The organism is Empedobacter sp. UBA6745 (genome assembly GCF_002453775.1).
Taxonomy (GTDB): Bacteria; Bacteroidota; Bacteroidia; order Flavobacteriales; family Weeksellaceae; genus Empedobacter; species Empedobacter falsenii_C.
On the sequence record NZ_DKHL01000001.1, the window covers coordinates 248,621 to 275,550 of the forward strand.

Consider the following 26,930-nt stretch of genomic DNA (forward strand, 5'->3'; position numbering starts at 1 on the left):
GAAACGAGTTCAGAATGAAAACGAACTTAGAACTTAGAACTTAGAACAAATCTACAAATCCCAATTTCTTAAATCTGGTAAAAAATGATGTGCTGTCAAATCATAACGAACTGGCACAACCGAAACATAACCTTCCTCTAAAGCACGTTCGTCTGTATCCTCACCTTTATCAAGATTTTTAAACTCTCCACTCATCCAATAATACGTTCTTCCACGAGGATCTTCACGTTTATCAAATTTTTCTTCCCATTTAGCATCAGCTTGACGACAAACTTTTATTCCTTTTATTTCATGTTCTTTCAACTTCGGAATGTTCACGTTCAACACCACACCTTTTGGTAATTTATGTTTTAAAACTTGATCAATAATTGTTTTAATAAATTCTTCTCCAGCTTTAAAATCTGCATTATAAGCAAAATCACACAACGAAAAACCAATCGCAGGAATTCCTTCTATTCCAGCTTCTACAGCAGCAGACATTGTTCCCGAATAAATCACATTCACCGACGAATTTGATCCGTGATTAATTCCCGAAATACACAAATCTGGTTTACGAGGCAAAATTTGCGAAACAGCCAATTTCACACAATCCACTGGCGTTCCAGAACACGCATACTCTTTTACATCTTCATCAACTTCTATTTCATCACAAAACAATGTCGAATTTATTGTCACCGCATGTCCCATTCCACTTTGCGGACTATCTGGCGCAACAACATAAACTTCTCCAAATCCTTTTGCAATCTCTATCAACGCTCTTATTCCAGGCGCAGTTACTCCATCATCATTTGTAACTAAAATTAGCGGTCTTTCCATATTTTATTCTTACTTTTATTCATCATTTTTACAAATGTAAAAAACTTCCTTCTAATTTCTTTTTTGTTTTATATTTGAAGGAGTCTTAAATTATTAATTTATATAATACCAACGCAATATGTTAATTAAAAAAACGTATGTATTACTATCGTTTTTATCAATGAGTTTGCTTGCTTTTTGCTTTTGCAAACCCATGTTAGACACAGATGAAGAAAGAGAAAAGTTAATCGTAAAAAATACACGAAACACCCTAACTTACCTACATTACAAACCTGCTACTGTAGATGATAAATTTTCGGAAAATGTTTTCAATAAATATTTAGAATACATTGATCCAAGCAAACGTTTTTTATTGCAATCTGATTATGATCTATTCAAAAAAGATTATCACAATTTAGATGATTATTACAAATCAGAAAACTTAGGTTTCTACAATTCTACTGTTGATACAATCTACAAACGTATTGCTGAAGCTGAAAAATATTCGATGGATGCCTTGTCAAAACCTTTTGATTTTAATCAAAAAGAGAATTTCAACATCGATTATAAAACATCAAAATTCGCGAAAGATAAGAACGAAGCGAAAGATTTGTGGCGCAAATATTTGAAATATAACGTGATGTTAGAAATCATTTCAATGCAAGACGAATTAAAAGGTCAAAAGAAAGATACATTAGACAACTCTTCTTCTATAAAACCTGTAAAAGATCCTTTGGCAGATGAGAAAAAGAAAATCACAAAAGATACTCCTTTTGCAGAAGTAGAAAAAATGGCGCGTGAAGAAGTTAAAGACTTAATTTCTGATTATTTCCGTCGTATAAAGCAGACAAAACGCGAGAACTATTTTTCTATTTACATGAACTCGTTTACAGAACAATACGATCCGCACACAACATACTTTTCTCCAACAAGTAAAGAAGATTTCGAGTTCGAAATGTCTGGACAAATGGAAGGAATTGGAGCCAAAATACAAGACAAAAGAGGTTACGCTACAATTGCTGAATTAATTGTAGGCGGACCAGCTTGGAAGAGCAATAAATTAGAAGTTGGTGACAAGATCATTAAAGTTGCACAAGGGAAAAATGGTGAAGCTAAAAACATCGTTGGGATGATTTTGAGCGATGCTATTCGCTTGATTAAAGGGAAGAAAGGAACAGAAGTTGTCTTAACTATTCAGAAAAAAGACGGTTCTCAACAAACAATCTCTTTGATTCGTGAAGTAATTGAATCCGAAGAAGTGTTTGCTCGCTCATCTGTTATTACGGACGAGAAAGGAGATAAATACGGAATCATCTATTTACCTGAGTTCTACACGCCAATGGGAAAAGAAGGCGGACGTTACCCTTCGGATGATATCAAGAAAGAAATTGAAATCTTGAAGAAAGAAAACATCAAAGGTCTTGTTTTCGATGTTAGAAATAATGGAGGTGGTTCTCTTGAAGAGGTAGTTAAAATCTCTGGATTGTTCATCAATCAAGGACCAATTGTTCAGGTGAGACGTTCGGACGGAATGCTTAAAATTCACGAAGACAAAGATAATTCTATCGCATACGACGGGCCATTAGTAGTAATGGTTAACGAGCTTTCTGCATCTGCATCAGAGATTTTTGCAGCAGCAATGCAAGACTATGGCCGCGCTGTTATTGTGGGTTCACCGCAAACCTTTGGTAAAGGTACTGTACAAACAATCTTGCCTTTAGATCGTCAGTCGGGAAGTGATGAGTTAGGAGCTATTAAGTTAACAATACAAAAATTCTATCGAGTAAACGGAGGTTCTACACAATTGAAAGGTGTTCAGTCGGACATTGCATTAGTTGATCAATTCACTTACGAAGATATCAGCGAAGCTTCTCGTCCAGAAGCCTTGAACTGGGATCAAATCAAACCTTTGGTTATTGCAAAATGGCCTTCTGCTTTCGATTTAGCGAAGATTAAAGCGAACAGTAAAACTCGTTTGGCAAACAATGCACACTTAGCATTAATGAACGAAAGTTTCAAGTTCATCAAATCAATGGAAGATGTAAAAGAGATTCCTTTGAACTTAGAAGATTACAAAACGTACCGTAAAACACGCGAAGATAAAATCAAGAAATTCGAAACTTTAGACAAGTATAAAAACAATTTCAAATTTACAATGAATCAAAACGATTTGGCAACTACAAAAACAGATACTGTACTAAAAGCTAAACGTAACAATTGGTTCAAAGGAATGCAAAAAGACTTTTATTTAAACGAAGCTGTTAACGTTTTAAGAGACATTAAATAATGGAACAAGAAAACGGTTCATTTTCTCATATCGTATTCAATAAATTAAGAAAGAACACCCTTGGTGTTCTTTCTTTTAGTGTAATAGTATTAGCTGCAATCATTTCTATTTTTGCTTATGTCTTTGCGTCCGACAAAACGGAAAATGCAAACAGACAAGACCTAACCATTGCATATTCACCTATAGGTTATCAGCAAAAAACAATCGAAATCCCCTTACCTAATTATTCAGGAAAAACGAACTTTTCTGATTTTATATTCGGGAAAGAGATCGATACCGAACAAATAAGTATCACATCTTACAAAAGAGATGGACAAAGCATTACTTATGTTCCATATATAGGGAACGGACTAAGTGGTGAAGCAGTAAAGATAGATTTGTCAACTTGGACAAAGCATAACATCAAAACGCAAGATATAGAGAAGGATTTTATCTACACAAAAACCTATTTACTTGGAACAGATTCTTACGGAAGAGACTTTTATTCGAGGTTAATTATCGGGACAAGAATTTCTTTTCTTATCGGGTTTATCGCTGTTTTCATTTCATTGGTTGTCGGAATCTCTTTGGGCGCTCTTGCAGGTTATTACAAGGGACGAACAGATAACATAATAATGTGGTTGATAAACGTTGTGTGGTCTATCCCAACATTACTATTGGTTATTGCGATTACCTTAGCTATAGGAAAAGGATTTTGGCAGATATTTATCGCAGTTGGACTAACGATGTGGGTAGAAGTTGCACGTGTAGTTCGTGGACAATTCCTATCATACAGAGAAAAAGAATTTGTAGAAGCAGCAAAAGCTTTAGGTTTTTCGGACACAAGAATCATCTTCAATCAAATATTACCTAATGTCATTGCTCCTATTATCGTTATATCTGCTGCCAATTTTGCTTCGGCAATTTTAGTAGAAAGCGGTCTTAGTTTCCTTGGAATTGGTGCACAACCTCCTACTCCGTCTTGGGGAAACATCATCAAAGAACATTATAATCATATTATTTTAGGGAAACAACATTTGGCAATTCTACCGGGATTAGCTATTATGTTATTAGTTCTTGGGTTTAATATCTTTGGAAATGTATTACGAGATATTATGGATATTAAGCAGTAAGAAACTTATTTTTTAAGATGATTATTAAATAAACATACAGAGTCATTCTGAACTTGTTTCAGAAACATATCCTTAATAATATAAAGTTTTTTTAGAAGTATTTATAAAAAGTATGCGAAGCTGAAATGAATTCAGCTTGACATATAAATAAAAACCTCCTTATCTTTTATATAAAACCTAAGGAGGTTTTAAACAAAACGTCAAGTGATTTTAATGAAAACCACTTGACGTTTTTTATTTACTTCAATTAGAAGTTAGAAAAATTATCTCAACTATTTCTTTTTCTCATACTTTAAAGTAGCTAAAGTATCTCGTAAATCTAGACCAGGTCTAAAAAGTATTTTAGCACTTTTTATAGAAGAAGAATTTACTTTGTTCATTGCATCCATTCCTTCGCTACTTATACTTATTTGAAAAGAACCAAAATCTCCTAAGCGAACAATCTTTCCATCAGACAAATGTTTTGATAACATTTTAGCCAAATCAATCAATGTTGCATATACATCACTCTCACTAATAGATGAGGTTTGCGCAATTTCTTTACTCAAATTTCGAAGTGATACTTCACCATCTGCAATAGAATTTGCGTAGAACTTTTTAGGCGCCATAGGATCTCCTGGGTAAGCCTTCTGAATAACGTTGTATTTTACAGCCATAATTAAAAGTATTTACATATTAATAGTTAATTATCTCTAAGTTAATACTTTATATTTAATTAACAAAATAAAACTATTGATTATCAATAAAATACATTATATCATAAAAATAAAAAAGGCTTTCTTATATAAGAAAGCCTTGCTATTATCTTGAAACTTTGGTCGAAAGTTTTGCTGTTGTTTTTGGTACAATTGGTTTTTGATGCAATCTCATCGAATCTTTATTTGGTGCTTTTAGCGGATAAGTTCCTGTAAGTCCAGCCAATTTAAATGCACTATATATATTCTTATTCTGCTTGTTTCCTAATGCAATTACCGTAAATTGATTGTTAACATCGTGTACAAAAACTGTGTTATTCCCGTGCCACCAACCATTGTGATACAATAATTTTTTACCATTGTCATATTCTAACAAGCGCATTCCAAGCCCATAATTTTTGAAACCTTTCTGCTCGTAACTATATCCTTTGAAAGCTTCTTTCTTGATCTTCTTCGGTAAGAAATCGTCTGAATACATGGCAACATCTAACTTATACAGATCTCTTGGCGTTGAGTAGATATTTTTGTCTCCATACGTGCGGTCAAAATCATCCCAAGCCCACTCGTAACCATTGTATTTGTAAGAACGAGCTACTGTATCTTTATCGCGATCATACTCAAAAACAAAGGTGTTATTCATCTCAAGAGGGTCAAAAACCATGTATTTCATTGCTTTCGGATAAGGCATTTTCATAATCTTTTCAATGACAAGAGCAAGAAAAGCAAAGTTAGTATTCGAGTAATAAAACCCTTTGTCTGCGGGACGAATTTGTTTAACGTCAAATTCTCTAAAGATATCTAACACATCTTGATTAGAAATTGGTTTCTCGCGATCCATCATTACCTTCTTGTTATTCCACAAAACGTTGGCATAATTTGGCAAACCACTGCGGTGATTTAGCAAATTACGAACCGTGATATCATCGTAAGGAAAACCTTCTAATATTGTATTTACTTTTTGATCTAATTTGATTTTACCTTTTTCTACAAGCTTAAGAACCGCCATTGAGGTAAAAACTTTCGAGATAGATGCGATGTGAATAGGTGTTTCTGCAGTGATTGGACGCTTATGTCTTTCGTCTGCCATCCCTTGATATTGCTCTAAAAGTACTTGCCCATTCTTCACAACCAACAAACCTCCGCTCACTTTTCCGTCAACCCAAAAGTCTTTGTAATAAGTGTTTAGTTTATTTCTGTAGTCATTAAGTTCTGCTTGTGTGTACTTCATTGGCTTGAAATCTGCTTTCCAATCCAACGAATCATAGCGCAAAGCATGAGGATCCTTCTTTCTAACTTCTTCTTTTTGTTCGTTTTTCTTGCTACAGCTTCCCATAAACAGCATTGCAGAAGCAAGAACAACCGCTACATATTTCATGTGTTTTTTCTTAATCTAATTGTTTGTTTCTACTAAAGTATATATTTATTTGTGGAATAGTTACCCGTTTAGAAACATTAAGTTTTTTTTATGATTTGTGAGAAAGTTGAGACTTAAATTCGCCTAAGATGACACTTGTTGCTACGGCTACGTTAAGACTTTCGGTAGAACCATTTTTACCAAAGAACGGAATGCTTAGTTTATTTGTCGTTAACTTCTCTATTTCTGGTGAAATTCCATTCGCTTCGTTCCCCATCACCAAGATACCTTCTTGTGGAAGTGTTTGTTCATAAATAGATTCTCCTTCCATAAAAGTTCCGAAAATATTTCCTTTATAGTCAGATAAGTATTTCTCCAAATCGATGTAATGAACCTTCACTCGTGTAAAAGATCCCATTGTCGACATCACAACTTTCGGGTTGTACATATCCACAGATTCTTTGGTACACAAAATATCCTCTACACCAAACCAATCAGCCAAGCGAATAATTGTTCCTAAATTACCTGGATCTCGAATATCATCCAAAGCAATACTTAAACCATTTAACTTGATATCTTCATCATAATTAGGTAATTCACAAAGTGCTAAACCTACATTCGGAGTAGTTAAGAAACTGATCTTTTTCAAATCTTTTTCTTCAATAAAAGTCTTTTTGATATGTGTAGCTTCTGGCCAAAAGTCTTCAGTTATAAATAATTCTTTAATATTTATAGAACTTTTTATAACTTCCCCGATATTTTTAACACCTTCTACGACAAACAAATTATATTTTTGTCTATATTTTTTAGAACCCAGAGAAGTTATTATCTTAATAACGTTATTTGATAACATATTTATGCAAAAAAAAATTACAACAAATATAACACTTATCTCTTGTTTAGGATTACTTTTTTATAGCTGTAGTACAACTAAGAAAGTACCTGAAGGAGAATATTTGTTTGTAAAGAACAAATTTATCTACGATAAAGAAGATCCCGATATTAAGAAGAAAAAAACTATAATCAACAAAGATTTAAGTGATTATGTGAAACAAAAGCCAGCTGGTAAGTTCCTTGGTTTTTTCCCTCTTTGGCAATGGGTTTACAATTGGTCTCCTGCGAAATTTGATGAAACTTTTCAAGAATATTATAGACAAGATGCTTCGGTTCGTAACCAAAAATTATTGGACAGTTTACTAACGAAGAATAATCTGAGCGAATATGTTGGGCAAAGTTTATGGAAAGAACGTCTTTATTATAATCAAGGTGAAGCGCCAGTTTTGTTGGATGAGCAACAATCAGAATTTTCAGCAAAGAACTTAAATAGATTATTTCATGATAAAGGTTATTTCGATTCGAAAGTAGCAGTTTCCTATGATAAAGATTCTGTTGCAAAAAAAGCAGAAACAATTTATGATATTAAGTTAGGTGAACCTTCTTATATCGAAACATATGATCAAAAAATAGCTGATCAAAAAATAGAAGAATACTTGAATTCTCCTCTTGGAAAACAAACTGTTTTGCATGCTGGAGATCAATATAATTTTGACAAATTTGAGGAAGAACGCGATCGTATCATCGATTTGTTAAAGAATAGAGGTTACTATGATTTCAATGATTCGGGCGAAGATTTATATTTTGAAGCCGATACATTAAAAAGTAACAAACGTCTTGATGTAACGATGTTTATTGATAAATATATTCAAGATTCGTTGAAAACGGATAGTATTACACCTTTTACGCAATACCGTTTTGGGAAGATAAATATTTATGCAGATTCTCGCAGTTTTGTTGATGATGAAAGTAAATTAATCAAAGAAGAATATAAAGATTATAACGTTTTATATACAAAAGAGCCAGAATATCGACCAAGATATTTTACAGATGCATTTGTAATTCGTCCTGGTCAACTGTATCGTCAACGACAAGAAATTCAGACAAAACGTAATATTTTCAAGAAAGAGAACATTAATTTACATGGATTCCGAATTAATAAACAAGATTCTATCCTAAATGTAGACGTTTTCTTTACGCCAAAAAAGAAATATGACTTGAATCTCTTTGTCGAAAGTTATGCTTCTCGCTACATGAACTTTGCAATTTCTCCCGGGATGACTTTAACTTCGAGAAATTTATTTGGAGGAGGAGAAAATTTAGAAACAACTTTGAAAGGAACTTTAGGTTCCGTCAACAAAGATTTCTCAATGAATAAAGCATTCTTAAATGCTTACGAAATCGCAATCGAAACAAAATTGAAATTTCCTTATTTATTGACACCAATTAATCTCGATAATATTTTACCAAAACGTTTTACTGCCGAATCTGCTATTAGAATGAATGCAAGTACGCAGAAAAATGTAGGTTTAGACAAAACGACTTATGGTTTTGGTTTTGATATGGATATTTCGAGTTCGGAGTTTCAACACAAAGTCTCTTTGTTTAATACGGAATTTATTAGTAATCGAAAAAAAGATCGCTATTATGAAGTATTTACAAAAGATAATAATACAAAAAACGAAGTAAAAAATTTATATTACGCATACAATCCTAATGCACCAATTTATGTAACGGACGATGAATTAACAGACGCAATCGAAGCTGACAAAGGATTCCAAAGTTCATTAACAGGAGAAGATGCAAAGTTGTATGTTGATTTTGAGAATATGTTATATAGAAAAGCTAATATTTCTCAAAATGTGTTAATCAACTCTTTTATCTATCAATTTACATTTAATCAAGAAAATTCATTTCGACCAAAAAGTAATCCTTGGTTTATTCAAGCAAGAATTGAATTAGCCGGAAATGTATTAAGAGGTTTAGACAAGGCTTTTGGTTTTAATAAAGCAGAACCAGATCGAGAAGGAAATCAAGCAGGTTTGATCTTTGGAATTCCTTATTCACAATTCGTAAAATTTGATGTGGATGTTAGACGAAAATTCAAATTAAATTCAAATTCTAGCCTAGCAGGACGTTTCTTATTCGGAATCATTCAACCATATGGAAACTCTGATGTTGCACCCTTTGTAAGAAGTTATTCGGCTGGAGGAGCAAATGATGTTCGTGGTTGGGCACCGTTGACATTAGGTCCTGGAAGTAAACCACGTATCGATTCTAAAAATCAAAGTTTAGAATTCGAAAGCATGAAATTATTATTCAATGCTGAATATCGCTTCAATCTTTTTGGAAGTTTGGAAGGTGCATATTTTCTTGATGCTGGTAATATTTGGGGTGTTAATAAAAATCGACCAGAAACATTATTTAAGTTCAAAGATTTTTACAAAGAATTCGGAATTGGTTCTGGATTAGGTTTCCGTTATCACATTGGTACGTTTGCAATTGTAAGATTTGATTTGGGTTACAAAATTTATGACCCTTCTTATGAATTGGGTGATCGCTGGCAATTTGACAATTTTAATTTGCTTAAACCAAGAATCCACTTCGGAATTAATTATCCTTTCTAAAAAAACATCTATATTTGTTTCACAAAATACTAACATAATGAGCAGAAAATTTCCTGCCGGTGTTGCTACCGGTTCATTAGTTCAAGACATTATCAATGATGCAAAAGCAAATCAATACGCTTTACCAGCGTGTAATGTCATCGGTTCAGATACTATTAACGCTGCAATGGAAGCTGCAGTTGAAGTAAACTCTCCAGTTATTATTCAATTTTCTAACGGAGGTGCTGCTTTTAATGCTGGAAAAGGATTAAAAGGAGAAAATCAACTTTCTGCTATCAAAGGTGCTATTGCGGGAGCAAAACATATTCACACTTTAGCTGAATCTTACGGAGCTACTGTAATTTTACATACAGATCACTGTGCAAAAAAATTATTGCCTTGGATTGATGGAATTATGGACGCTAACGAAGAACATTTTAATAAATTCGGAAAGACTTTATTTAGTTCTCACATGTTAGATTTGTCTGAAGAGCCTTTAGAAGAAAACGTAGAAACGTGCAAAAGATACTTAGAAAGAATGTCTAAAGTTGGAATGACTTTGGAGATGGAATTAGGTATCACAGGTGGAGAAGAAGATGGTGTTGACAATTCTAATGTTGACAATTCATTATTATACACTCAACCAGAAGAAGTTGCTTACGTTTACGAAAACTTAAAATCTATTTCTGATAATTTCTGGATTGCAGCAGCATTTGGTAATGTACACGGTGTTTACAAACCAGGAAATGTTGTCTTGACTCCTAAAATTTTAGATAACTCACAAAAATACATCAACGAGAAATATGGTGTAGACAATGCTGTAAACTTCGTATTCCACGGAGGTTCTGGTTCTACTTTAGAAGAAATTAGAGAAGCAATTAGCTACGGAGTTATCAAAATGAATATTGATACAGATTTACAATATGCATTTATGGAAGGAATTCGTAAATATTTTGACGAAAATGCAGCTTATTTACAAGGACAAATTGGAAACCCAGAAGGTCCAGAATCTCCTAACAAAAAATATTATGATCCACGCGTGTGGTTAAGAGCTGGAGAGGTTTCTTTCAAAGATAGATTAATCCAAGCTTTCCACGATTTAAATAATGTTAATACTTTAGGATAATCTTTTCATTAAGATTATTTCTATCAAATAAAAACAGAGAATATGCCTTGGTTTATTAGAAGCAAGAAAAATATTACAACGCCTACAGAGTCTAAAAAAGACGTTAAGAAAGGCTTATGGTATAAAACGCCATCAGGAAAAATTATTGAAACTGAAGAACTAAAAGCAAATGCGTATGTAAGTCCAGAGGATGATCATCACGTACAAATTGGTTCTCAAGAATACTTTGATATCTTATTTGATGATAGCAAATTCACAGAATTAGATACAAAAGTAGAAAGTAAAGACCCATTAAATTGGACAGATACAAAACCTTATAAAGATCGTTTAAAAGAAATTAAAAAGAAAACGGGAATGACAGATTCTATTCGCAATGCGACTGGAAAAATTCATGGACGTGACATTACAATTTCTTGTATGGATTTCAAATTTATTGGAGGTTCTTTAGGATCTGTAATGGGAGAAAAAATTGCTCGTGCAATTGATTATTCTATCAAACACAAAACACCTTATATTATCATTACACAATCTGGTGGTGCGCGTATGATGGAAGCTGCAATTTCGTTGATGCAATTAGCAAAAGTAGAAGCTAAATTAATTCAATTAGCAGACAACAACATTCCTTACATTACAATCTTAACAAATCCATCTTTTGGAGGAATTACAGCATCTTTCGGATCAATTGGTGACATTATCATGGCAGAGCCAGGAGCATTAATTGGATTCGCTGGACCACGTGTTATCAAAGAAACAATTGGTAGAGATTTACCAGAAGGATTCCAAACTTCTGAGTTTTTATTAGAAAAAGGCTTCGTTGATATGATCGTTCACCGTAAAAAGATGAAAGATAAAATAAAAGAAGTAGCTGATATGTTAATGCCTATCAACTAATTAAAATAAGTGCAAATATATTTTTAAAATTTTATTCAAATTTGATTTGGATTATTAGAAATTGATTTTATATATTTGCACTCCAATCGCGAGAATAGCTCAGCTGGTAGAGCGCAACCTTGCCAAGGTTGAGGTCGCGGGTTCGAGCCCCGTTTCCCGCTCTTTGAAATATAAAAATTCATAAAAATCAAATTTTGCCTTGGTGGTGGAATTGGTAGACACGCAGGACTTAAAATCCTGTGTCCATTAGGACGTGCGGGTTCAAGTCCCGCCTGAGGTACTTTTTAATTTGATTTTTACAATTTGCACGCGGGAATAGCTCAATTGGTAGAGCGTCAGCCTTCCAAGCTGAATGTTGCGAGTTCGAGTCTCGTTTCCCGCTCAACTTCTTTCCTAGAAGTGGATGCCTTGGTGGTGGAATTGGTAGACACGCAGGACTTAAAATCCTGTGTCCATTAGGACGTGCGGGTTCAAGTCCCGCCTGAGGTACAACAAAGCTCAAGAATTTATTTTCTTGAGCTTTTTTTATGCTCCAAATAATTATATCTTTATCCTCATAATAAAGCACGTTTTTACCACATGATTCAAAAATCATTTCTAAGAAAAACACTCTTTACTCTTACCTTTTTACCTTTATTTTCGTATAGCCAAGAATCGAAAAGTTCGGATGATTTATTTCAAGAAGCGCGTCACAAAGCTTTCGAAGAAAAAGATTATACAACTGCCAAGAAACTTGCATTACAAGCTTTAGATCAATCGCCAGAATATACCGATATCGCTGTTTTTTTGGGACGAATATATACGTGGAATGATGAAACCGAAGAAGCGAGAAAAGCTTTTCAGAATATTGAAAAAAATATGGATACTTCTACCGATTTCTATTTAGCCTACACATCGCTGGAATATTGGAATGATAATTATACAGAAGCCGTTTCTATCATTGATCGTGGATTAATTAAATATCCTAAAAACGAGGATTTATTGTTGTTAAAAGCTAAAGTTCTTAATTCGAACAATGCTTATGAAGAAGCTTCAAAAACGATTAAAGAATTATTAGCAATTAATCCCAAGAATACAGAAGCGCGAGAATTAGCAAATCGAATCGAAATCAATAATACTAAAAATGCAATTGGCGTAAATTATAATTACTCACATTTTGACAAGCAATTTGCAGATGATTGGCATCAAGTTTCGGTGAGTTATAAAAGACAAACTTCGCTTGGTTCGTTAATTTTTAAAGTGAATTACGCAAACAAGTTTAAAGATAATGGTATTCAATACGAAGTAGAAGCTTACCCAAGACTTTCTAAGACATTTTACATGTACGTTGGTGGTGGATATTCCGATAGTGATGGAATTTTCCCTAAATATCGCACAGGAGCCTCTCTTTACGCTAATTTACCTAAAAGTTTTGAAGCCGAGTTAGGTTATCGTCAACTTCATTTTTCGGATGATGTTTGGATGTTTACAGGATCAATTGGGAAATATTATAAAAATTATTGGTTCAATTTACGTGCATTTGTAACGCCAAGTAACAACAATATTTCGCATTCGTATACATTTACAACGCGTTATTATACGGGCGATGCAAACAATTATTTAAGCTTAGCAATTGGTACAGGTATTTCGCCTGAAGATTTTAACAACAATCTTTTAGAGGATACAACTTACAAATTGAAGTCCTTCAAAATTGGAGCAGATTATAATTTTTCAATCAATGATTTAGATTTAATTTCAATTGGTGCAAATTATTACAATCAAGAATATCGTCCAAATCAAAAAGGAAATCAATTTGATGTAAGCGTTTCGTACAGTCGAAAATTCTAATTGATATAACGATTAAATATAGAATCAGGAACCATTTTTTGAGTATTTTTCAAAAAATGGTTTTTTGTTTTAAAGCTTTTCAATCGATTTTTCAACTCTGTTTCCATTTTCGAATTTTGTTCAACATCTTCTGTTAAATTCTTTTCGATTCGATAGATTTTCCCTCCCGATAAATGATAATTCTGGAAAACATAATCATCCAAAATATTTTTATTCTGCATTAACGGAACGCCTTGTTTTCTGTAATTTGCTTTACCGTTTTCTAAATTCTGGCCCATCCAAGTCACATAATTCGGTAATTTCATTTTATACGAATCTCTAAAATATGTCACAAAAGTTGGCGCAACATCAAAATGCGTCACAATATTTGACATCTTTTTCGGTGACTTCAACAAAGGAGAATAGACAATAATCGGAACATGAAAACGATCAATCTTTGTTTCCATCGGAACTTCAGGCATTCGATGATCTCCAGTAATCACAAAAATAGTTTGATTAAAATCTGAACGCTTTTGATAAGCTTCGAAAAAGTTTTTTACTGCTTCATCAACACTCAAAAAAGTAACCAATTGTTGTTTATACTTTTTTACTGTCGTCAAAGTTGTCGCATCATAATTTCGTGATTTAATCAACGTTTCAAACTGCTTATTGTATTTCTCAACATTGTTTATTAAGAAAGGACTATGCGTCGCTAACGTCATCAAAACATTAAAATACGGTTGATTATTCTCTTTCTGCATTGCTAAATATTTTTTGAACACAGAATGATCGTCAAATCCCCAAGAAAATCCATTATTTAACGGAATTTTAGCATAATTACTTTCATAATCATTTTCATCAATAATAGTTTCAACACCCGAATAATTCAAGTATTTCGACATAAAATCAAAATCAGCATCACCACCGTAAAAATAACCTGTTTTATAACCATTACTTTTTAACAAATTATACAAATTGAAATGTTGAGGTAAGTTTTTTTGTTCCATAAAACCATTTTCAGCAAATGGCAAAGAACCCGTCAATCCAGGTAAAACTCCATATGTTCTTCCAGTGGTACTTAATCCATTTTCCCAATACAAACTCTTTTTTGAAAGCTGATCGATATATGGAGTAAAAGAACCTAAATATGCACCTTCGTTACTAAAAGCTCGTCCCAAACCTTCAATCACAATAAAAACAACATTCGGTTTTTCTGTTGTTAGATTAAATTGATCCGCGAAGAAATTTTTATTCTCATCTTGATACAAAAATGGATAATTAGTTTTATCAAAATAATGTCGATTATCTTCATTATTTGAACTCGAATTTGAGTTTAAAAAGTCAATTTCCGAAAGTTTATCTTCTGCATATTGTTCAATCGAATTTGAGAAAAAATAAGACGATTTACTCAAAATTAAATTAGATAAAAACTCATCATTTTGAATACTTTTTAAAAACAAATTAACTGGAATAATAAGCGATAAAAAACTCAAAATTATTAATGGAAATTGAAGAATTTTTTGATTGATTTTTAATCGATAACTGTAAATAAAAATCGTTGTTAAAATAGCAATTGTAACGATTGACAAAAGAATGTTTGTAATATTTACAACGCCTGATGCACCAATAATTAATTTCAATTCTTCGAACGTATAAGAAAACAAATCTGAACCTAATAAATTAAGTGTTGTTTGAAAATATTTAATCAATAAAACATTTGAAATGATTAAAAAAGAATACGCAAAAACGATCCATTTTTTTGCCCAACTTATCGAATAAAATTGCAACAAAAAATAAATAAAACTCACCACAAAAATACTATCTAAAGCAAAATCGATATTATGTACGAATAAGTCAAAAAATAAAGTTTGATTAGAAGTTGTTGTAAGATTTTCTTGATAAAGATAAAATTCAAGAATTGTTGACAATCCAAAAAGTAACAAATAAACCAACGAAATAAAAGTAGTTTGTTGAACTAAATTAATGAATCCAAGTTTCAGTTTTTGCCAAATAGATAGTTCTTCCGCTTGATTTCCTCCAAAACCTTGTCGCGTCATTTCTCCCCACGAATTATTTTTCAGAAAGAAATCCTTCACTCCTTTCACGCCTGCCATCACAACAAACGGATGAAATGTAAACGGTTCTATAAACGCCGTAAAAAATAATTTCGGAATATCGCCTTTTTTATGATAAACGTTGTACGTCATCAAATCAATCAGAATGGCGTAAATCGAATATAAAATTCCGTAAAGCAATACAAAAGCCATTAAAGGAAAGAAAATATGCCAATTTATTAATCCTAAAAAGAATAAAACCACGAAAATGATCCAACCAATGTATTCGATAATCGGCCCTAAAAATTCGAAGAAAAACCAATACGGATAACTCATCATTCCAAGTTTTCCATATTTAGGATTGAAAAATAAAATACGATGTTTCCACAATGTTTCTATCGTTCCACGCATCCAACGATTGCGTTGTTTGGTCAAAATTTCTTTACTTTCTGGCACTTCGGTCCAACAAAGCGGATCGGGAATATTCACCACTTTATAGGCCAATTTTTGTTCGTGCATATAACGTCTCATTCGCACAACAAGCTCCATATCTTCGCCAACTGTATCATGATCGTAACCACCACACTGAAGCACAATTTCACGATCAAAAGCCCCAAAAGCACCCGAAATAAGCATCAAACCATTGGCGCGCGACCACGCCATTCTTCCCAAAAGAAATGCTCGAATATATTCTAACGCTTGCGCTCTTCCTAAACGAGTTTTTGGCAAATTAACATCGACAATTTTTCCATCAACAATGGTACAATTATTCGCCAAACGAATGACACCACCACATGCAATTACTTTTGCTTTTGCTTCATCCATAAACGGTTTTGCAAGCTTCAGAATCGCATCTTGTTCTAAAATACAATCGACATCTATACAAACAATATAATCGTTTGTTGCAATATTAATTCCGACATTTAGCGCATCCGATTTTCCTCCATTTACTTTGTCGACAATAATTAATTTTTTGAAAACAGGATTTGTACTTTTATAAATTGCATTAATTGGTTTCGTTTCGATATTTCCTTCAACGAAATAATCAATTTTAATCAAATCATACGCTTCAATTAATCGTTGCAACGAATCATCTTTGGAACCATCATTTACAATAATAATTTCGAGTTGATTGTAATACAACGACAACAAGGAACGCACATTCTCCACAATCGTTGCACCTTCGTTATAGGCGGGCGCAATAAGGCTAAAAGTTGGCGCATTTGGCGATGTTGCAATAAGCGAATAATCCGTAAAACTGTTTTTTCGGATATAAGATTTTATCGCTCCTTTTGCATAAAAACCAATCCATCCGTAGACTAAAATTAATAGGATTGAATAAAAAAGGAAGCCGTAAATAAAAAAATCGAAAGCCATTTCTAGCCAATTCATGATTAGTTTTCTTGGATAATTTGATTAATAATTTGTTTTAATTCAGGAGAGTTTGATTGATGTGCAAGTTTTTGTAAATCGGTTTTTGAACAACAATTATTTAACGCTTTTACACTTGCTTTTTTGACAGAAAATGAAGAATTTTCCTTTGCTTGCGTTTCTAAAAATGTGTTATTTTCTGGATTAGATATTTTTTCTAAAGCTTTTAAAATTTGAATTTGAAACTTTTCGTTACACGTTTGATATTGTTCAATCAATAGTTTTGAAGTTGAATCATCTTCGATTCTGACTAATGTTTTAATCGTTTCTTCCACAACTTTTTCATCAGAATCATTCAAATTATATGCGACAAAATCGTGCATTTGCAACAATTGAAACTTGCGAATTAATTTCATTGCTAGAATTTTCACACTTTGATTAGATGATTTTAACCAATTCGAAATTATGATATCAACCTCATCATTATTCGGTAAAATTGTAATTGCATCCAACAACTTCAATTGTTGCCAATCCGTCAATTGTTCCTGTAAATTGTCTAAAAAAAATAAACCTTCGAAACCAGAAAATTTTACCAAACCATATTGCGCTTCAGATCGAACTAAATCATTTTTATGCTGTAACATACTTTTTATTTTCGGTAAAGTTTCAACATGATTCATCGCCGTAACTTCCTGTATTGCTTCGGCGATTTCGTAATCTTTTTGACTATTTAATTTCTGTAAGGATATTTTTTTTAGTTGATAATGATCAAATAAATTTCGAATGTTTTCTTTCGAATTTCCAGAAAAATTTTGTTCTGCTTTTAATAATTTTTTGATAAAATAATGTTTGAATGAACTTGATTTCAAATAATCCGTAAAAACAGTATTCGAATTGGATTGATCATCCAAAATTGTTTCATAAATTTCTTGATCAATAATAGCATTCCACTTATTTTTCTTTGTAATGATTTTATATTCAATTATACTTGTCAATAACGTATAAATAATTGTCAAAAAAAGTAAAATAAGTAGAACGTAGATTCCTACGATTAACTCGGTATAGGTTATAATTTGTAGGATAATCATGCTTTTATTTTAGCAATTTCTTCACGCGAACCGACAATTCAATAGGACTAAATGGTTTCACCATGAAATCATTTGCACCCAAATTAAATGCTTCTACCACCACATCTTCTTGTCCTAAAGAAGACAAAATAATCATTGGTGTTTCGGCATTTTTACTTTTTCTAACAGCACTAATAATCTCCAAACCAGACGCAAAAGGCATCATAATATCGGTAATAATCAAATCAATATCTTCAGTCTCAATCTTACTGATTGCTTCTTTTCCATTTCGTGTTAAAACAACTTCATAACCTTCTTTTTTCAGTTTGTGCTCAATTGTTTTTAAAATCAATTCATCGTCTTCGGCAATTAAAATCTGCATAATATTGGTTTTTAAATATTTTTTAAATAATTAATAACTAATTCTATTTCGGTTTTTACTTTAATAATCAGCTGGTTTTCTTCTAGGTAATTGATTGAAGTTGATTTTTCTATTTGTTCGGTTAAATCAGCCAAAATTGTTAGTCCAGCCGTTTTTGCTGTTCCTTTTACTTTATGACCTAATTGATTTAATTCTTCTAAATTTTGTTTGTTGGAATAAGTTTCAAATTCTAGTATAGATTTTTCTAACTCATTAATAATTATTTCTATAAATGTTTTTCTAAACGATTCGTCGTCTTTCGTATAATTATTTATCATCGAAAGATCAAGGTGATTTCCAAAATCATTGGTTTCAAGCTTTTCATATTGAGAAAAGTCTAACCATTTTTCTAGGACATCAAAAATATCTTTTTCTCGAATTGGTTTTGCTAAGAAATCATTCAATCCAGCATCAAGACATTTTTCCTTTTCGCCTTTTACATTTCCTGCAGTTACAGCTATAATCGGAGTTTCTTGAAAATTGTTTAATAAACGAATAACCTTAGTTGCTTCAATCCCATTCATTTCTGGCATTTGAATATCCATCAAGATTAAATCGACCTTATTTTCTTGACAAATCGATACCGCTTCCGCTCCATTTGCAGCTGTATACAAAATTGAATTTGGCGCAATATTTTTAATAATCTGCTGATTTAAAGCCATATTTACTAAATTATCATCAGCAATTAAAATGTGAAATTGTTTCGAAAAATCTTGCGAAATTTCTTCTTGATTTTCAATTTCTATAGTTTGAATTTTTTTCGAATCAATAATCGTTTTACGCAGCGTTTCAAACAATTCTTCAGACTTAATTGGTTTCAATAAACGCGAAGTTATTCCCAATTCTTTTGCTTTCTGAATTAGATATTCATCCTCAGAAGAACTATGCAATAATACTAAAGGAGTTTTTGTGTTCTTTGTTATAAAATACTCTTTCATTTTCTGAATTGTTTCTAAACCATTCAAAACTGGCATGTGATAATCCATCAAAATAACATCGTAAACATTGCCATTCAAAACTTTCTGAAGCGCTTCCATTCCATTGTTCGCAATATCAGATGTTATATTTTTGAACTTCAACATATGTTGCAAAATCATTTGATTACTTTGATTATCATCTACAATCAACACATGATTTATTTCGTCCAAATGATCAAATTGTTGCTCAATATTATATTCGTAATCAACTTCTAAATCAAAGAAAAATGTAGAACCTTTATCTATTTCGCTTTGCAATTCTAGATGACTTCCAAAATAATTTAATAATTTATTCGAAATTGTTAAACCTAAACCTGTTCCTCCGAAACGTTTGCTAACAGTACTATCTTCTTGTGTAAATGCATCAAAAATCTTGGCTTGTTTTTCTGGTTTTATCCCAATTCCTGTATCACGAACAGAGAATCTCAGTTTTGCTTTTTCTCCTTTCACAATTGGTTCAACTGGACTAATTTTAAGTTCTATTTCTCCACTATCCGTAAATTTCACAGCGTTTCCAAGTAGATTAATTAACACTTGTTTCAATCGAGCTTCGTCAATCCAAATAAATTGAGGTAAATTATTATCTATATTCAACAACAATTCAATTTTTTTGTTTTCGGCTTGATAAAGAATCACATTGATTACTTGATTTCCTAACTCGAACAGATTATTTTTTTCTATCGAAACATCCATTCGACCTGATTCAATTTTAGAGAAATCTAAAATGTCATTTATTATTGACAATAATGAATTTGCAGAATCATTAATAAAATTCAAATATTGTTTTTGAGTTGGATTAAGCGGCGTTTTCAACAATAAATCAGAGAAACCAATCACACCATTTAACGGCGTTCGAATCTCGTGACTCATATTGGCTAAAAACTCTGACTTTGCTTTACTAGCAATATCAGCATTCTTTTTGGCTTTTTTAAGTTCTTTATTTTTCTTGACAGATTCTGTTATATTTTGCGAAAACATGATCAAACCGCCAATCTGTTTTTTATTGATATACCAAGGATGAATTGCCCACGAATAGTGTTGATCCGTATCATATTTTGGTGTGCGATAAATAGTATCTTCATTCGAATAATTTTCGCCTTGCAAACAAGCCTCATAAATCGCTTTTCTTTCTGCTGGAACATTGTACATTTCATAATGAGATTTTCCAATAACATTTTTCTTTTTCATTGCAAATTCATCACACCATTGATTACTTAATGTTAGATAATTCATTTCACTATCAAACATTGCAACAGAAGCTGGTACATGATTAATAAACGTTTCAAAAATAGCTTTTTGTCTTGTCAACTCTAACGTATAACGTTTTCTCTCATTAATATCCTGAAAAATTCCAAAAACACTAACACATTCTCCGTTTACGAATTCTGGAATCCCTTTACATCTTACCCAAATTGTTTTTCCTTTTTGGGTAACAATCTGCAACTCCATATCATATTCGATTCCTTTTTCTACCGCATCTCTAAAGGCTTTCTTTATTTTTGGATAACTACTTTTTGCTTCATAAAAATTGAGTGCAGTTTCTACATTTGGTTCATAATCTGGTTCAACTTCATGGATTTTTTTCGTTATATCAGCCCAAATTAATTTTCGCTTCACTAAATCATATTTCCAACCTCCTACATTCGCAACTTCGTACGTATGATCTAGCAACTGACGAACACGATTAAGATCTCTTTCCAACAAAGTCCTTTGTGTCATATCCACAGCAGTACTCATTACAACAGGATTTCCTTCGTTATCTTTGTCCAAAATATTACTGTATAACCAATATGTTAACGAGCCATCTTTCTTAATCAAGCTCATCAAACCAGAATCTTGCTTTTTATTCAAAATCGTCTCTATATAGGTTTGATATTCTTTTTGATTAGATTTTGGAATTATTTTTTTCAGATTCAAATCTTTTGCCTCATTTTCTGAATAGCCCATAGATTCTAATCCTGTCTTATTTATAGACAAAATATTTCCATCCAAATCATGAATTGTCATTAAACCAAGCGAAGAATTGAAGAAATTTCTAAACTTACGTTCGCTATTTTCTAATTCTACTTTTTTCGAATTTTCAAGCGTAATATCTCGACCAAAGAAAAAGATTTCGTTATCAATTTTCAAGTTAGATTTTGTATACCATTCCACTAACTTCCCTTCTTGAGATTCCGGAGAACACATCAAACATTTAAAATTGATTGAATCTGTATTATTTTTAAGATTTGATAAATACGTATTAACTTTCTTCTTATCTTTTTCCGAAACAAAATCTAAAAAGTTTTCTGCAATAATTGTCTTTTCATCTTTTATTCCTAAAACCTCTTTAAAAGAAGGATTTATAGATTTTAGAACACCATTAATATCGGCAACTCCAATAAGATTATTAGATATTTTATAGATATTTTGAAAGTAAGAAGCGTCTTTTTTTCGCTTTTTACTAACCAATAATTTGGTAATATTTTTCCCAAGTTGAATCAATAAATTACGTTGTTTATCGTCTAACGTTCTTGGATAATGGTCGTTTACACACAATGTTCCCAACGCATTTCCATTATCATCAATCAACGGAACACCAGCATAGAACTGAATATTTGCAGCTTTTACACCAGCAATATTTTTTGCAGGTTCAAATTTCGTCACATCATCAATCACCAAAATTTCATTTTCTACCAAAGAAAATTGACATATCGTTTGTTGACGCGGAACAATATCTACCTCGATTCCACAATTTGCTTTAATCACTTGATAGTTTTCATCAAAAACAGAAACTAACGCAATTGGCGCATTACAAATCAAACTCGCAGCATTTGCAAAAACTTCTAATTCTTCGTCTTTATCATGCGCTTGTAAATTATAATCGTAAACCGCTTGCAATCTTTGCTTTTCGTTCGTTGGGATGGGATAATTTTCCATTTAAATAATAGCTATTTTAAAGGAAAGTAGAGGTGGTTAAAGATATTACATAAATCCAAATATTCGAAATCAATTATTTCTAAAAATCAAACCAACCTTTTTATTCATAAAATCATCTCTATTATAAATCTAAACTTTAAAAAATATGAAAATCACAATCTCAACCCCATGCAAAGAAAAATTACGAGATGATAATTTTTGCGCAAAATGTCAACATAAAATTACTGACTTTTCTAACTTGACAAATGACGAAATTTCGAATGAATTTCAGAAAAAAAATGTTCATTGTGGTATTTTTCATCCAAGCCAATTAGGTCAAAATCTTTTCAAGAAAACGATTTCTAATGTTATGATTTTTTCTGCTTTAGGATTAATGAGTACTTCATCAAAAGCTCAAAAACATAATATAGCTTGTCATGATAATCCATTCCCAATCAATAATTCTATAGAAAATGAATCGATTGAATTTAAAATAATTGTTGCAAAAAGTTCTAATTCTAGAATTCAAGAGTTTTCTACTTTCCGATTATTGATTAATGGTGAATTGATAGAACAAACTTTAAAAGTTGGTGAAGAATACACTATAAAATGCGATATCCAAAAAGGTTTACCAATTGATATTCGATTAGCTTCAAACGAAAATATATCGGACATTACAAAAAGTTATACGAAACAAAATTTACCTAAAAAACTGAAATTTAACACAAGTGATTTTGAGTTAAAAGGAAAAATTACAGGTGAAATTGTAACTACTCCGACAATACAAGGAATAATTGCTATTAAAAAATAGTTTTTTTGCTTTTATGATTATTTTCTTACCTTGCTAACACAAAAGGGAATCGAGTGCAAATCTCGAGCTGTCGCGCAACTGTAAGTAGAGAAAAACTATAAGCCAGACCACTTTTTAGATGATGCTTTCGCGATTGAAGCTCAATCAAAACTACATGTATTTTATTATTTGTTGAATTGATTGCACTTGATTTCGAAAGCATTTTTTTATTAAAATTTAGTTTAGTATAAAATGCAAAAAGAAGAAATTCAACACATTATTGATCTTAAAACAAAACCGCTTGGAGCTTTAGGTTTATTAGAAAAAATCGCACTTAAAATTAGTTTGGTTCAACAAAAAAAACAGTTAGAATTAATACAACCTCATCTAATTGTTTTCGCAAGCGATCACGGAATTGCACAATCTGGTGTTAGTGCGTATCCTGCGGAAGTTACGCCTCAAATGGTTTTTAATTTTCTAAATAATGGAGCGGCGATTAATGTTTTTTGCAATCAAAATAAGATTGATTTAACCATTGTTGACGCTGGTGTGAATTATGATTTCGAAGATTATTCGGTTTTGAAAAATTGTAAAGTGACCAAATCAACCAAAAATTTCTTGTACGAACCTGCCATGACCTTAGATCAATTGGAACAATGTTTTGATTACTCGAAGACAATTGTGGACGAAATCGCTCAAAACGGAACAAATATTATTGGTTTTGGCGAAATGGGAATTGGGAACACTTCTTCTGCATCGATGCTTGTACATTATTTAACCGATTTACCTCTCGCACAATGTGTAGGACGCGGAACAGGTTTGAATGATGAGCAATTACAGAATAAAATCAATATTCTAAATGAAGCGAAGAATACACATGAGAAAATTAATGATCCAAAACAAATTTTAGCCACTTTTGGAGGTTTTGAAGTTGCTCAAATGACAGCTGCAATGTTATCTGCTTACGAACATAATATGTTGTTGATGATTGATGGCTATATTGCTTCGGCTGCGTTTTTGGTTGCGTCTAAATTGAAACCAGAAATTCTAAATAATGCTATTTTTTGTCATCAAAGTGATGAATCTGGGCATCAATATTTGTTGAATTATTTCAACGAAGAACCAATTCTGAAAATCAATTTACGTGTTGGCGAAGGAACAGGTTGCGCATTGGCTTATCCAATTATCAAAAGTGCAGTGAATTTCTACAATGATATGGCGAGTTTCGAATCAGCAGGCGTGAGTAACAAAGAAACTCAAGTAGAATGCTAAAAAAAGAAATCACTTATTTTTTAACAGCGTTGATGTTTTTTACACGAATTCCAATTCCGTTCAAAATTCCATACAGCAACGAAATTATGAATCAATCACAGAAATATTATGCGGCAATTGGTTTATTGGTTGGTATTTTTAATGCATTAATTTATACGATTTGTCAGTTTATTTTACCAGTTGATATCGCCATTATTATCACAATGATTGCAAGCGTTTTACTGACTGGCGCCTTTCATGAAGACGGTTTTACAGATGTTTGTGATAGTTTCGGAGGTGGTTATGGTAAAGAAAAAATCTTGATGATTATGAAAGATAGCCGAATTGGAGCTTATGGTGTAATAGGCGTTATCTTATTATTATTATTAAAATTCACATCACTTCAACACATTGCCGAAAATAACTTTTGGTTGATGATTTTCAGCTTGATCGCAGCACATTCGGTTAGTCGCTTTTTTTCTGGAATGATGATTTACACCCACGAATATGTAACAGATATTGACAAAAGTAAATCGAAACCGATGGCAAATAAAGCACTTCCGATAAAAAATCTTGTCATTAGTTTTCTTTTCTGTCTTGTGCCTTTTATTGTTTTTGGCGAATGGAAATTCTTGTTGATTTTACCACTTTGTTACACAGGAAAAGTTTATTTAGGCTGGTATTTCAAAAAATATATTGGCGGATATACGGGCGATTGCTTGGGAACTGTGCAACAAGTTACCGAAGTTTTGTTTTATCTTGGTATTTTAATTCTATGCAAGTTTCTGTAATTCGACATACAAAAGTTAATGTTCCTTCATCAGTTTGTTACGGGCAAACTGATGTGGAATTAACTGACTCTTTTCATCAAGAAGTGGTACAAATTCATACTAAACTTGAAAACGATTTTGAGGTAATTTTTTCAAGTCCGTTAAGTCGTTGTCAACGATTGGCAGAAACTTTCTCGAATGAAATTATTTTTGATGATCGATTAAAAGAATTCAATTTTGGAGATTGGGAAATGAAATCATGGAACGAAATTCCTTCGGAAGAGATAGAACCTTGGTACGACGATTTTGTCAAAACTAAAACGCCAAATGGCGAATCGATGCAAGAAATGTCTGCCCGTTTTTTTGATTTTATGGACGAATTACGAAATGCTCAATACGAAAAAGTATTAATTGTTGCGCATGGTGGAATCATTCGTTTGATGTGGTGTTATTTGTTGCAAATTCCAATCAAAAATGCATTCAAAATTCCTGTAAATTATGGCGAAATATTTCAGTTTAATTTAGGAAAAACGAATGAAGAAGATTTTATTTTGAGAAAAGAATAGATTACAAACATTTTATCTTTTCTAACGACTTCCATTCATGCTCGATATTTGTCATAAGAATTGCATTATCAAACTGAACAGAACCTTTTGGGAAAATCGTTTCATCTTCAAAAAAGCTTGATTTTACATGTGAAACTTCCAAAGGTTCTACTTCCCAATTATAGGTTTCGAGTTTTAAACCTTCAAAATTATTTCCATTTGGAGAATAACCGACAGAACCATACTCGAAGAATTTTGACACCTCATCCAACGTTTCGAAAATCGAATTAGAATTAAATTCAAAAGCTTTTTTAGCATCAATTTCAATTCGTGTATCGTCAGAACTCGTGAAATCTAAATGATAATTATCGTTTTCTTCTATAACATTAAACTTCGCAAAATAATGTTTGCCAGGAAAAACTCGACCACCAACAAGTGCATTCAATTTTAGCGAAGTATCTCGCCTCGGAATATATACACCTTCTTTTGTCACGCCATTTTCATCCCATTCAACCGCAATTCGATGCGCTGCATTTTCAGAATTCACTCCTACAAAATCAGGCAAACCTTTTGGTTTTATATCTTTCAATCGGATCAAACAAATTCCTGCAATTGCTTTTCCTTTGTACAATTTTAGACGAAAAGGTCGGGGCAAAATCTTCTCAATATAGTGTGGTTCTACACAAAAATTGATTAACATTCTGCGTTCTATAATACCATGAATTGTAGGAATTTTCATAACTCTATTTTATTATTTTCAACAAATTCATTAATAATTGATTTGAGATTTCGTGTTACATCAAACTCTAAAATATTTTTTACTGACATCAAGCTTTCTATTTTCCAAGCGTCATTTATAGAATTATATGAATCTAATTTAGAAACTAAATTTTGATAAAAAATATCGTCTCCAATTTCCATTTCAAGTTTATTTATAAATTCATTTATTGTAATCGATTCTTCGGGCCAATCATTTTCTGCATCAAAAAGTTTAATTGCAATCGTAAAATCTACTTTCGACTTGAAATTATTTCTTTCAATTAGTATTAATAACTCATCAAATGTCATTCAAATTATATTTTTCCCTAATTTCTCAAAAAAAATCAACAAGTCAAATATTTCAAAATTAATTTATTAGAAAAAAGTTGTAAAATTTATTCGAAAAACACTTGCAAAAGTAATATTAATGACCTTATATTTGCACTCACAACGCGGGAATAGCTCAATTGGTAGAGCGTCAGCCTTCCAAGCTGAATGTTGCGAGTTCGAGTCTCGTTTCC

20 protein-coding genes, 4 tRNA genes and 1 riboswitch are annotated in these 26,930 nt (G+C 32.1%); of the genes, 14 read left to right on the forward strand and 10 right to left on the reverse strand.

Annotated features, from left to right (window positions below):
- Window positions 1-51: 51 nt before the first annotated feature.
- Entirely contained in the window at window positions 52-816 is a 765-nt protein-coding gene (surE, locus tag B4H69_RS01275; protein WP_038333074.1) for a 5'/3'-nucleotidase SurE, read from the reverse strand.
- 193 nt (window positions 817-1,009) lie between these two features.
- On the opposite strand from surE, the gene B4H69_RS01280 reads away from it, so the two are divergent.
- Together B4H69_RS01280 and B4H69_RS01285 are read left to right on the forward strand one after the other, a co-directional pair.
- On the forward strand, window positions 1,010-3,082 hold the full coding sequence (locus tag B4H69_RS01280; protein WP_291092449.1) for a carboxy terminal-processing peptidase: 2,073 nt from the start codon (window positions 1,010-1,012) through the stop codon (window positions 3,080-3,082).
- Window positions 3,082-4,194, forward strand: a complete 1,113-nt coding sequence (locus B4H69_RS01285) for an ABC transporter permease (RefSeq protein WP_038333070.1) — start codon at window positions 3,082-3,084, stop codon at window positions 4,192-4,194. Before B4H69_RS01280 ends, B4H69_RS01285 begins: the two co-directional genes overlap by 1 nt.
- Before the next feature lie 272 nt (window positions 4,195-4,466).
- Here B4H69_RS01285 and B4H69_RS01290 read toward each other — a convergent pair whose 3' ends face one another.
- The 3 genes from B4H69_RS01290 to B4H69_RS01300 all read right to left on the reverse strand — a co-directional run bounded on the left by B4H69_RS01290 (window position 4,467) and on the right by B4H69_RS01300 (window position 7,096).
- Entirely contained in the window at window positions 4,467-4,850 is a 384-nt protein-coding gene (locus tag B4H69_RS01290; RefSeq protein ID WP_280045253.1) for an HU family DNA-binding protein, read from the reverse strand.
- Between the two features lie 145 nt (window positions 4,851-4,995).
- Entirely contained in the window at window positions 4,996-6,264 is a 1,269-nt protein-coding gene (locus tag B4H69_RS01295) for a serine hydrolase domain-containing protein (RefSeq protein WP_280045252.1), read from the reverse strand.
- Between the two features lie 88 nt (window positions 6,265-6,352).
- A complete protein-coding gene (locus tag B4H69_RS01300) occupies window positions 6,353-7,096 on the reverse strand; it encodes a TrmH family RNA methyltransferase (protein ID WP_291092453.1) in 744 nt (247 codons plus the stop codon).
- A 4-nt stretch (window positions 7,097-7,100) separates the two neighbouring features.
- On the opposite strand from B4H69_RS01300, the gene B4H69_RS01305 reads away from it, so the two are divergent.
- The 8 genes from B4H69_RS01305 to B4H69_RS01340 all read left to right on the forward strand — a co-directional run bounded on the left by B4H69_RS01305 (window position 7,101) and on the right by B4H69_RS01340 (window position 13,527).
- Window positions 7,101-9,704 (forward strand): BamA/TamA family outer membrane protein, encoded by a 2,604-nt coding sequence (locus B4H69_RS01305; protein WP_038333060.1) that lies wholly within the window; start codon window positions 7,101-7,103, stop codon window positions 9,702-9,704.
- 37 nt (window positions 9,705-9,741) lie between these two features.
- On the forward strand, window positions 9,742-10,809 hold the full coding sequence (fbaA, locus tag B4H69_RS01310; RefSeq protein WP_038333058.1) for a class II fructose-bisphosphate aldolase: 1,068 nt from the start codon (window positions 9,742-9,744) through the stop codon (window positions 10,807-10,809).
- A gap of 42 nt (window positions 10,810-10,851) precedes the next feature.
- Window positions 10,852-11,700: an acetyl-CoA carboxylase, carboxyltransferase subunit beta gene (gene accD, locus B4H69_RS01315; RefSeq protein WP_038333055.1), complete on the forward strand. Its 849-nt coding sequence runs from the start codon at window positions 10,852-10,854 to the stop codon at window positions 11,698-11,700.
- Between the two features lie 88 nt (window positions 11,701-11,788).
- Window positions 11,789-11,861: transfer RNA gene (locus tag B4H69_RS01320), tRNA-Gly, on the forward strand.
- 35 nt (window positions 11,862-11,896) lie between these two features.
- Window positions 11,897-11,980, forward strand: a tRNA-Leu gene (locus B4H69_RS01325).
- 29 nt (window positions 11,981-12,009) lie between these two features.
- Window positions 12,010-12,082 (forward strand) — tRNA-Gly (locus B4H69_RS01330).
- 23 nt (window positions 12,083-12,105) lie between these two features.
- Window positions 12,106-12,189 (forward strand) — tRNA-Leu (locus B4H69_RS01335).
- Between the two features lie 90 nt (window positions 12,190-12,279).
- A complete protein-coding gene (locus B4H69_RS01340) occupies window positions 12,280-13,527 on the forward strand; it encodes a YaiO family outer membrane beta-barrel protein (RefSeq protein WP_038333052.1) in 1,248 nt (415 codons plus the stop codon).
- On the opposite strand, the gene B4H69_RS01345 is transcribed toward B4H69_RS01340, so the two are convergent.
- The 4 genes from B4H69_RS01345 to B4H69_RS01360 are packed head-to-tail and all read right to left on the reverse strand — an operon-like array spanning window position 13,524 to window position 22,315.
- Window positions 13,524-16,952, reverse strand: coding sequence for a sulfatase-like hydrolase/transferase (locus B4H69_RS01345; RefSeq protein ID WP_291092458.1), 3,429 nt, complete (start codon window positions 16,950-16,952; stop codon window positions 13,524-13,526). The genes B4H69_RS01340 and B4H69_RS01345 overlap by 4 nt on opposite strands.
- 2 nt (window positions 16,953-16,954) lie before the next feature.
- Entirely contained in the window at window positions 16,955-18,019 is a 1,065-nt protein-coding gene (locus B4H69_RS01350) for a HEAT repeat domain-containing protein (protein WP_152606106.1), read from the reverse strand.
- A 4-nt stretch (window positions 18,020-18,023) separates the two neighbouring features.
- The gene (locus B4H69_RS01355) at window positions 18,024-18,380 is read right to left on the reverse strand and encodes a response regulator transcription factor (RefSeq protein ID WP_038333046.1); all 357 of its coding nucleotides are present in this window, start codon (window positions 18,378-18,380) and stop codon (window positions 18,024-18,026) included.
- An 11-nt stretch (window positions 18,381-18,391) separates the two neighbouring features.
- Entirely contained in the window at window positions 18,392-22,315 is a 3,924-nt protein-coding gene (locus tag B4H69_RS01360; protein ID WP_291092462.1) for a response regulator, read from the reverse strand.
- Window positions 22,316-22,460: 145 nt separating this feature from the next.
- Here B4H69_RS01360 and B4H69_RS01365 point away from each other — a divergent pair, with 145 nt between their 5' ends.
- The 4 genes from B4H69_RS01365 to cobC all read left to right on the forward strand — a co-directional run bounded on the left by B4H69_RS01365 (window position 22,461) and on the right by cobC (window position 25,671).
- Complete coding sequence (locus B4H69_RS01365; protein ID WP_180905100.1) at window positions 22,461-23,105, forward strand: hypothetical protein; 645 nt, start codon at window positions 22,461-22,463, stop codon at window positions 23,103-23,105.
- 10 nt (window positions 23,106-23,115) lie between these two features.
- Window positions 23,116-23,236: riboswitch (cobalamin riboswitch) on the forward strand.
- 100 nt (window positions 23,237-23,336) lie between these two features.
- Window positions 23,337-24,356: a nicotinate-nucleotide--dimethylbenzimidazole phosphoribosyltransferase gene (gene cobT / locus B4H69_RS01370; RefSeq protein WP_180905101.1), complete on the forward strand. Its 1,020-nt coding sequence runs from the start codon at window positions 23,337-23,339 to the stop codon at window positions 24,354-24,356.
- Window positions 24,350-25,126, forward strand: coding sequence for an adenosylcobinamide-GDP ribazoletransferase (locus B4H69_RS01375; RefSeq protein ID WP_180905102.1), 777 nt, complete (start codon window positions 24,350-24,352; stop codon window positions 25,124-25,126). Before cobT ends, B4H69_RS01375 begins: the two co-directional genes overlap by 7 nt.
- The gene (gene cobC / locus B4H69_RS01380) at window positions 25,111-25,671 is read left to right on the forward strand and encodes an alpha-ribazole phosphatase (protein ID WP_180905103.1); all 561 of its coding nucleotides are present in this window, start codon (window positions 25,111-25,113) and stop codon (window positions 25,669-25,671) included. Before B4H69_RS01375 ends, cobC begins: the two co-directional genes overlap by 16 nt.
- Window position 25,672: 1 nt before the next feature.
- Here the strand turns inward: cobC and B4H69_RS01385 are convergent, their stop codons facing one another.
- Entirely contained in the window at window positions 25,673-26,389 is a 717-nt protein-coding gene (locus tag B4H69_RS01385; RefSeq protein ID WP_180905104.1) for a DUF2071 domain-containing protein, read from the reverse strand.
- Window positions 26,386-26,718, reverse strand: a complete 333-nt coding sequence (locus B4H69_RS01390; RefSeq protein ID WP_180905105.1) for a hypothetical protein — start codon at window positions 26,716-26,718, stop codon at window positions 26,386-26,388. The genes B4H69_RS01385 and B4H69_RS01390 overlap by 4 nt, the downstream gene beginning before the upstream one ends.
- Window positions 26,719-26,930 lie beyond the last annotated feature (212 nt).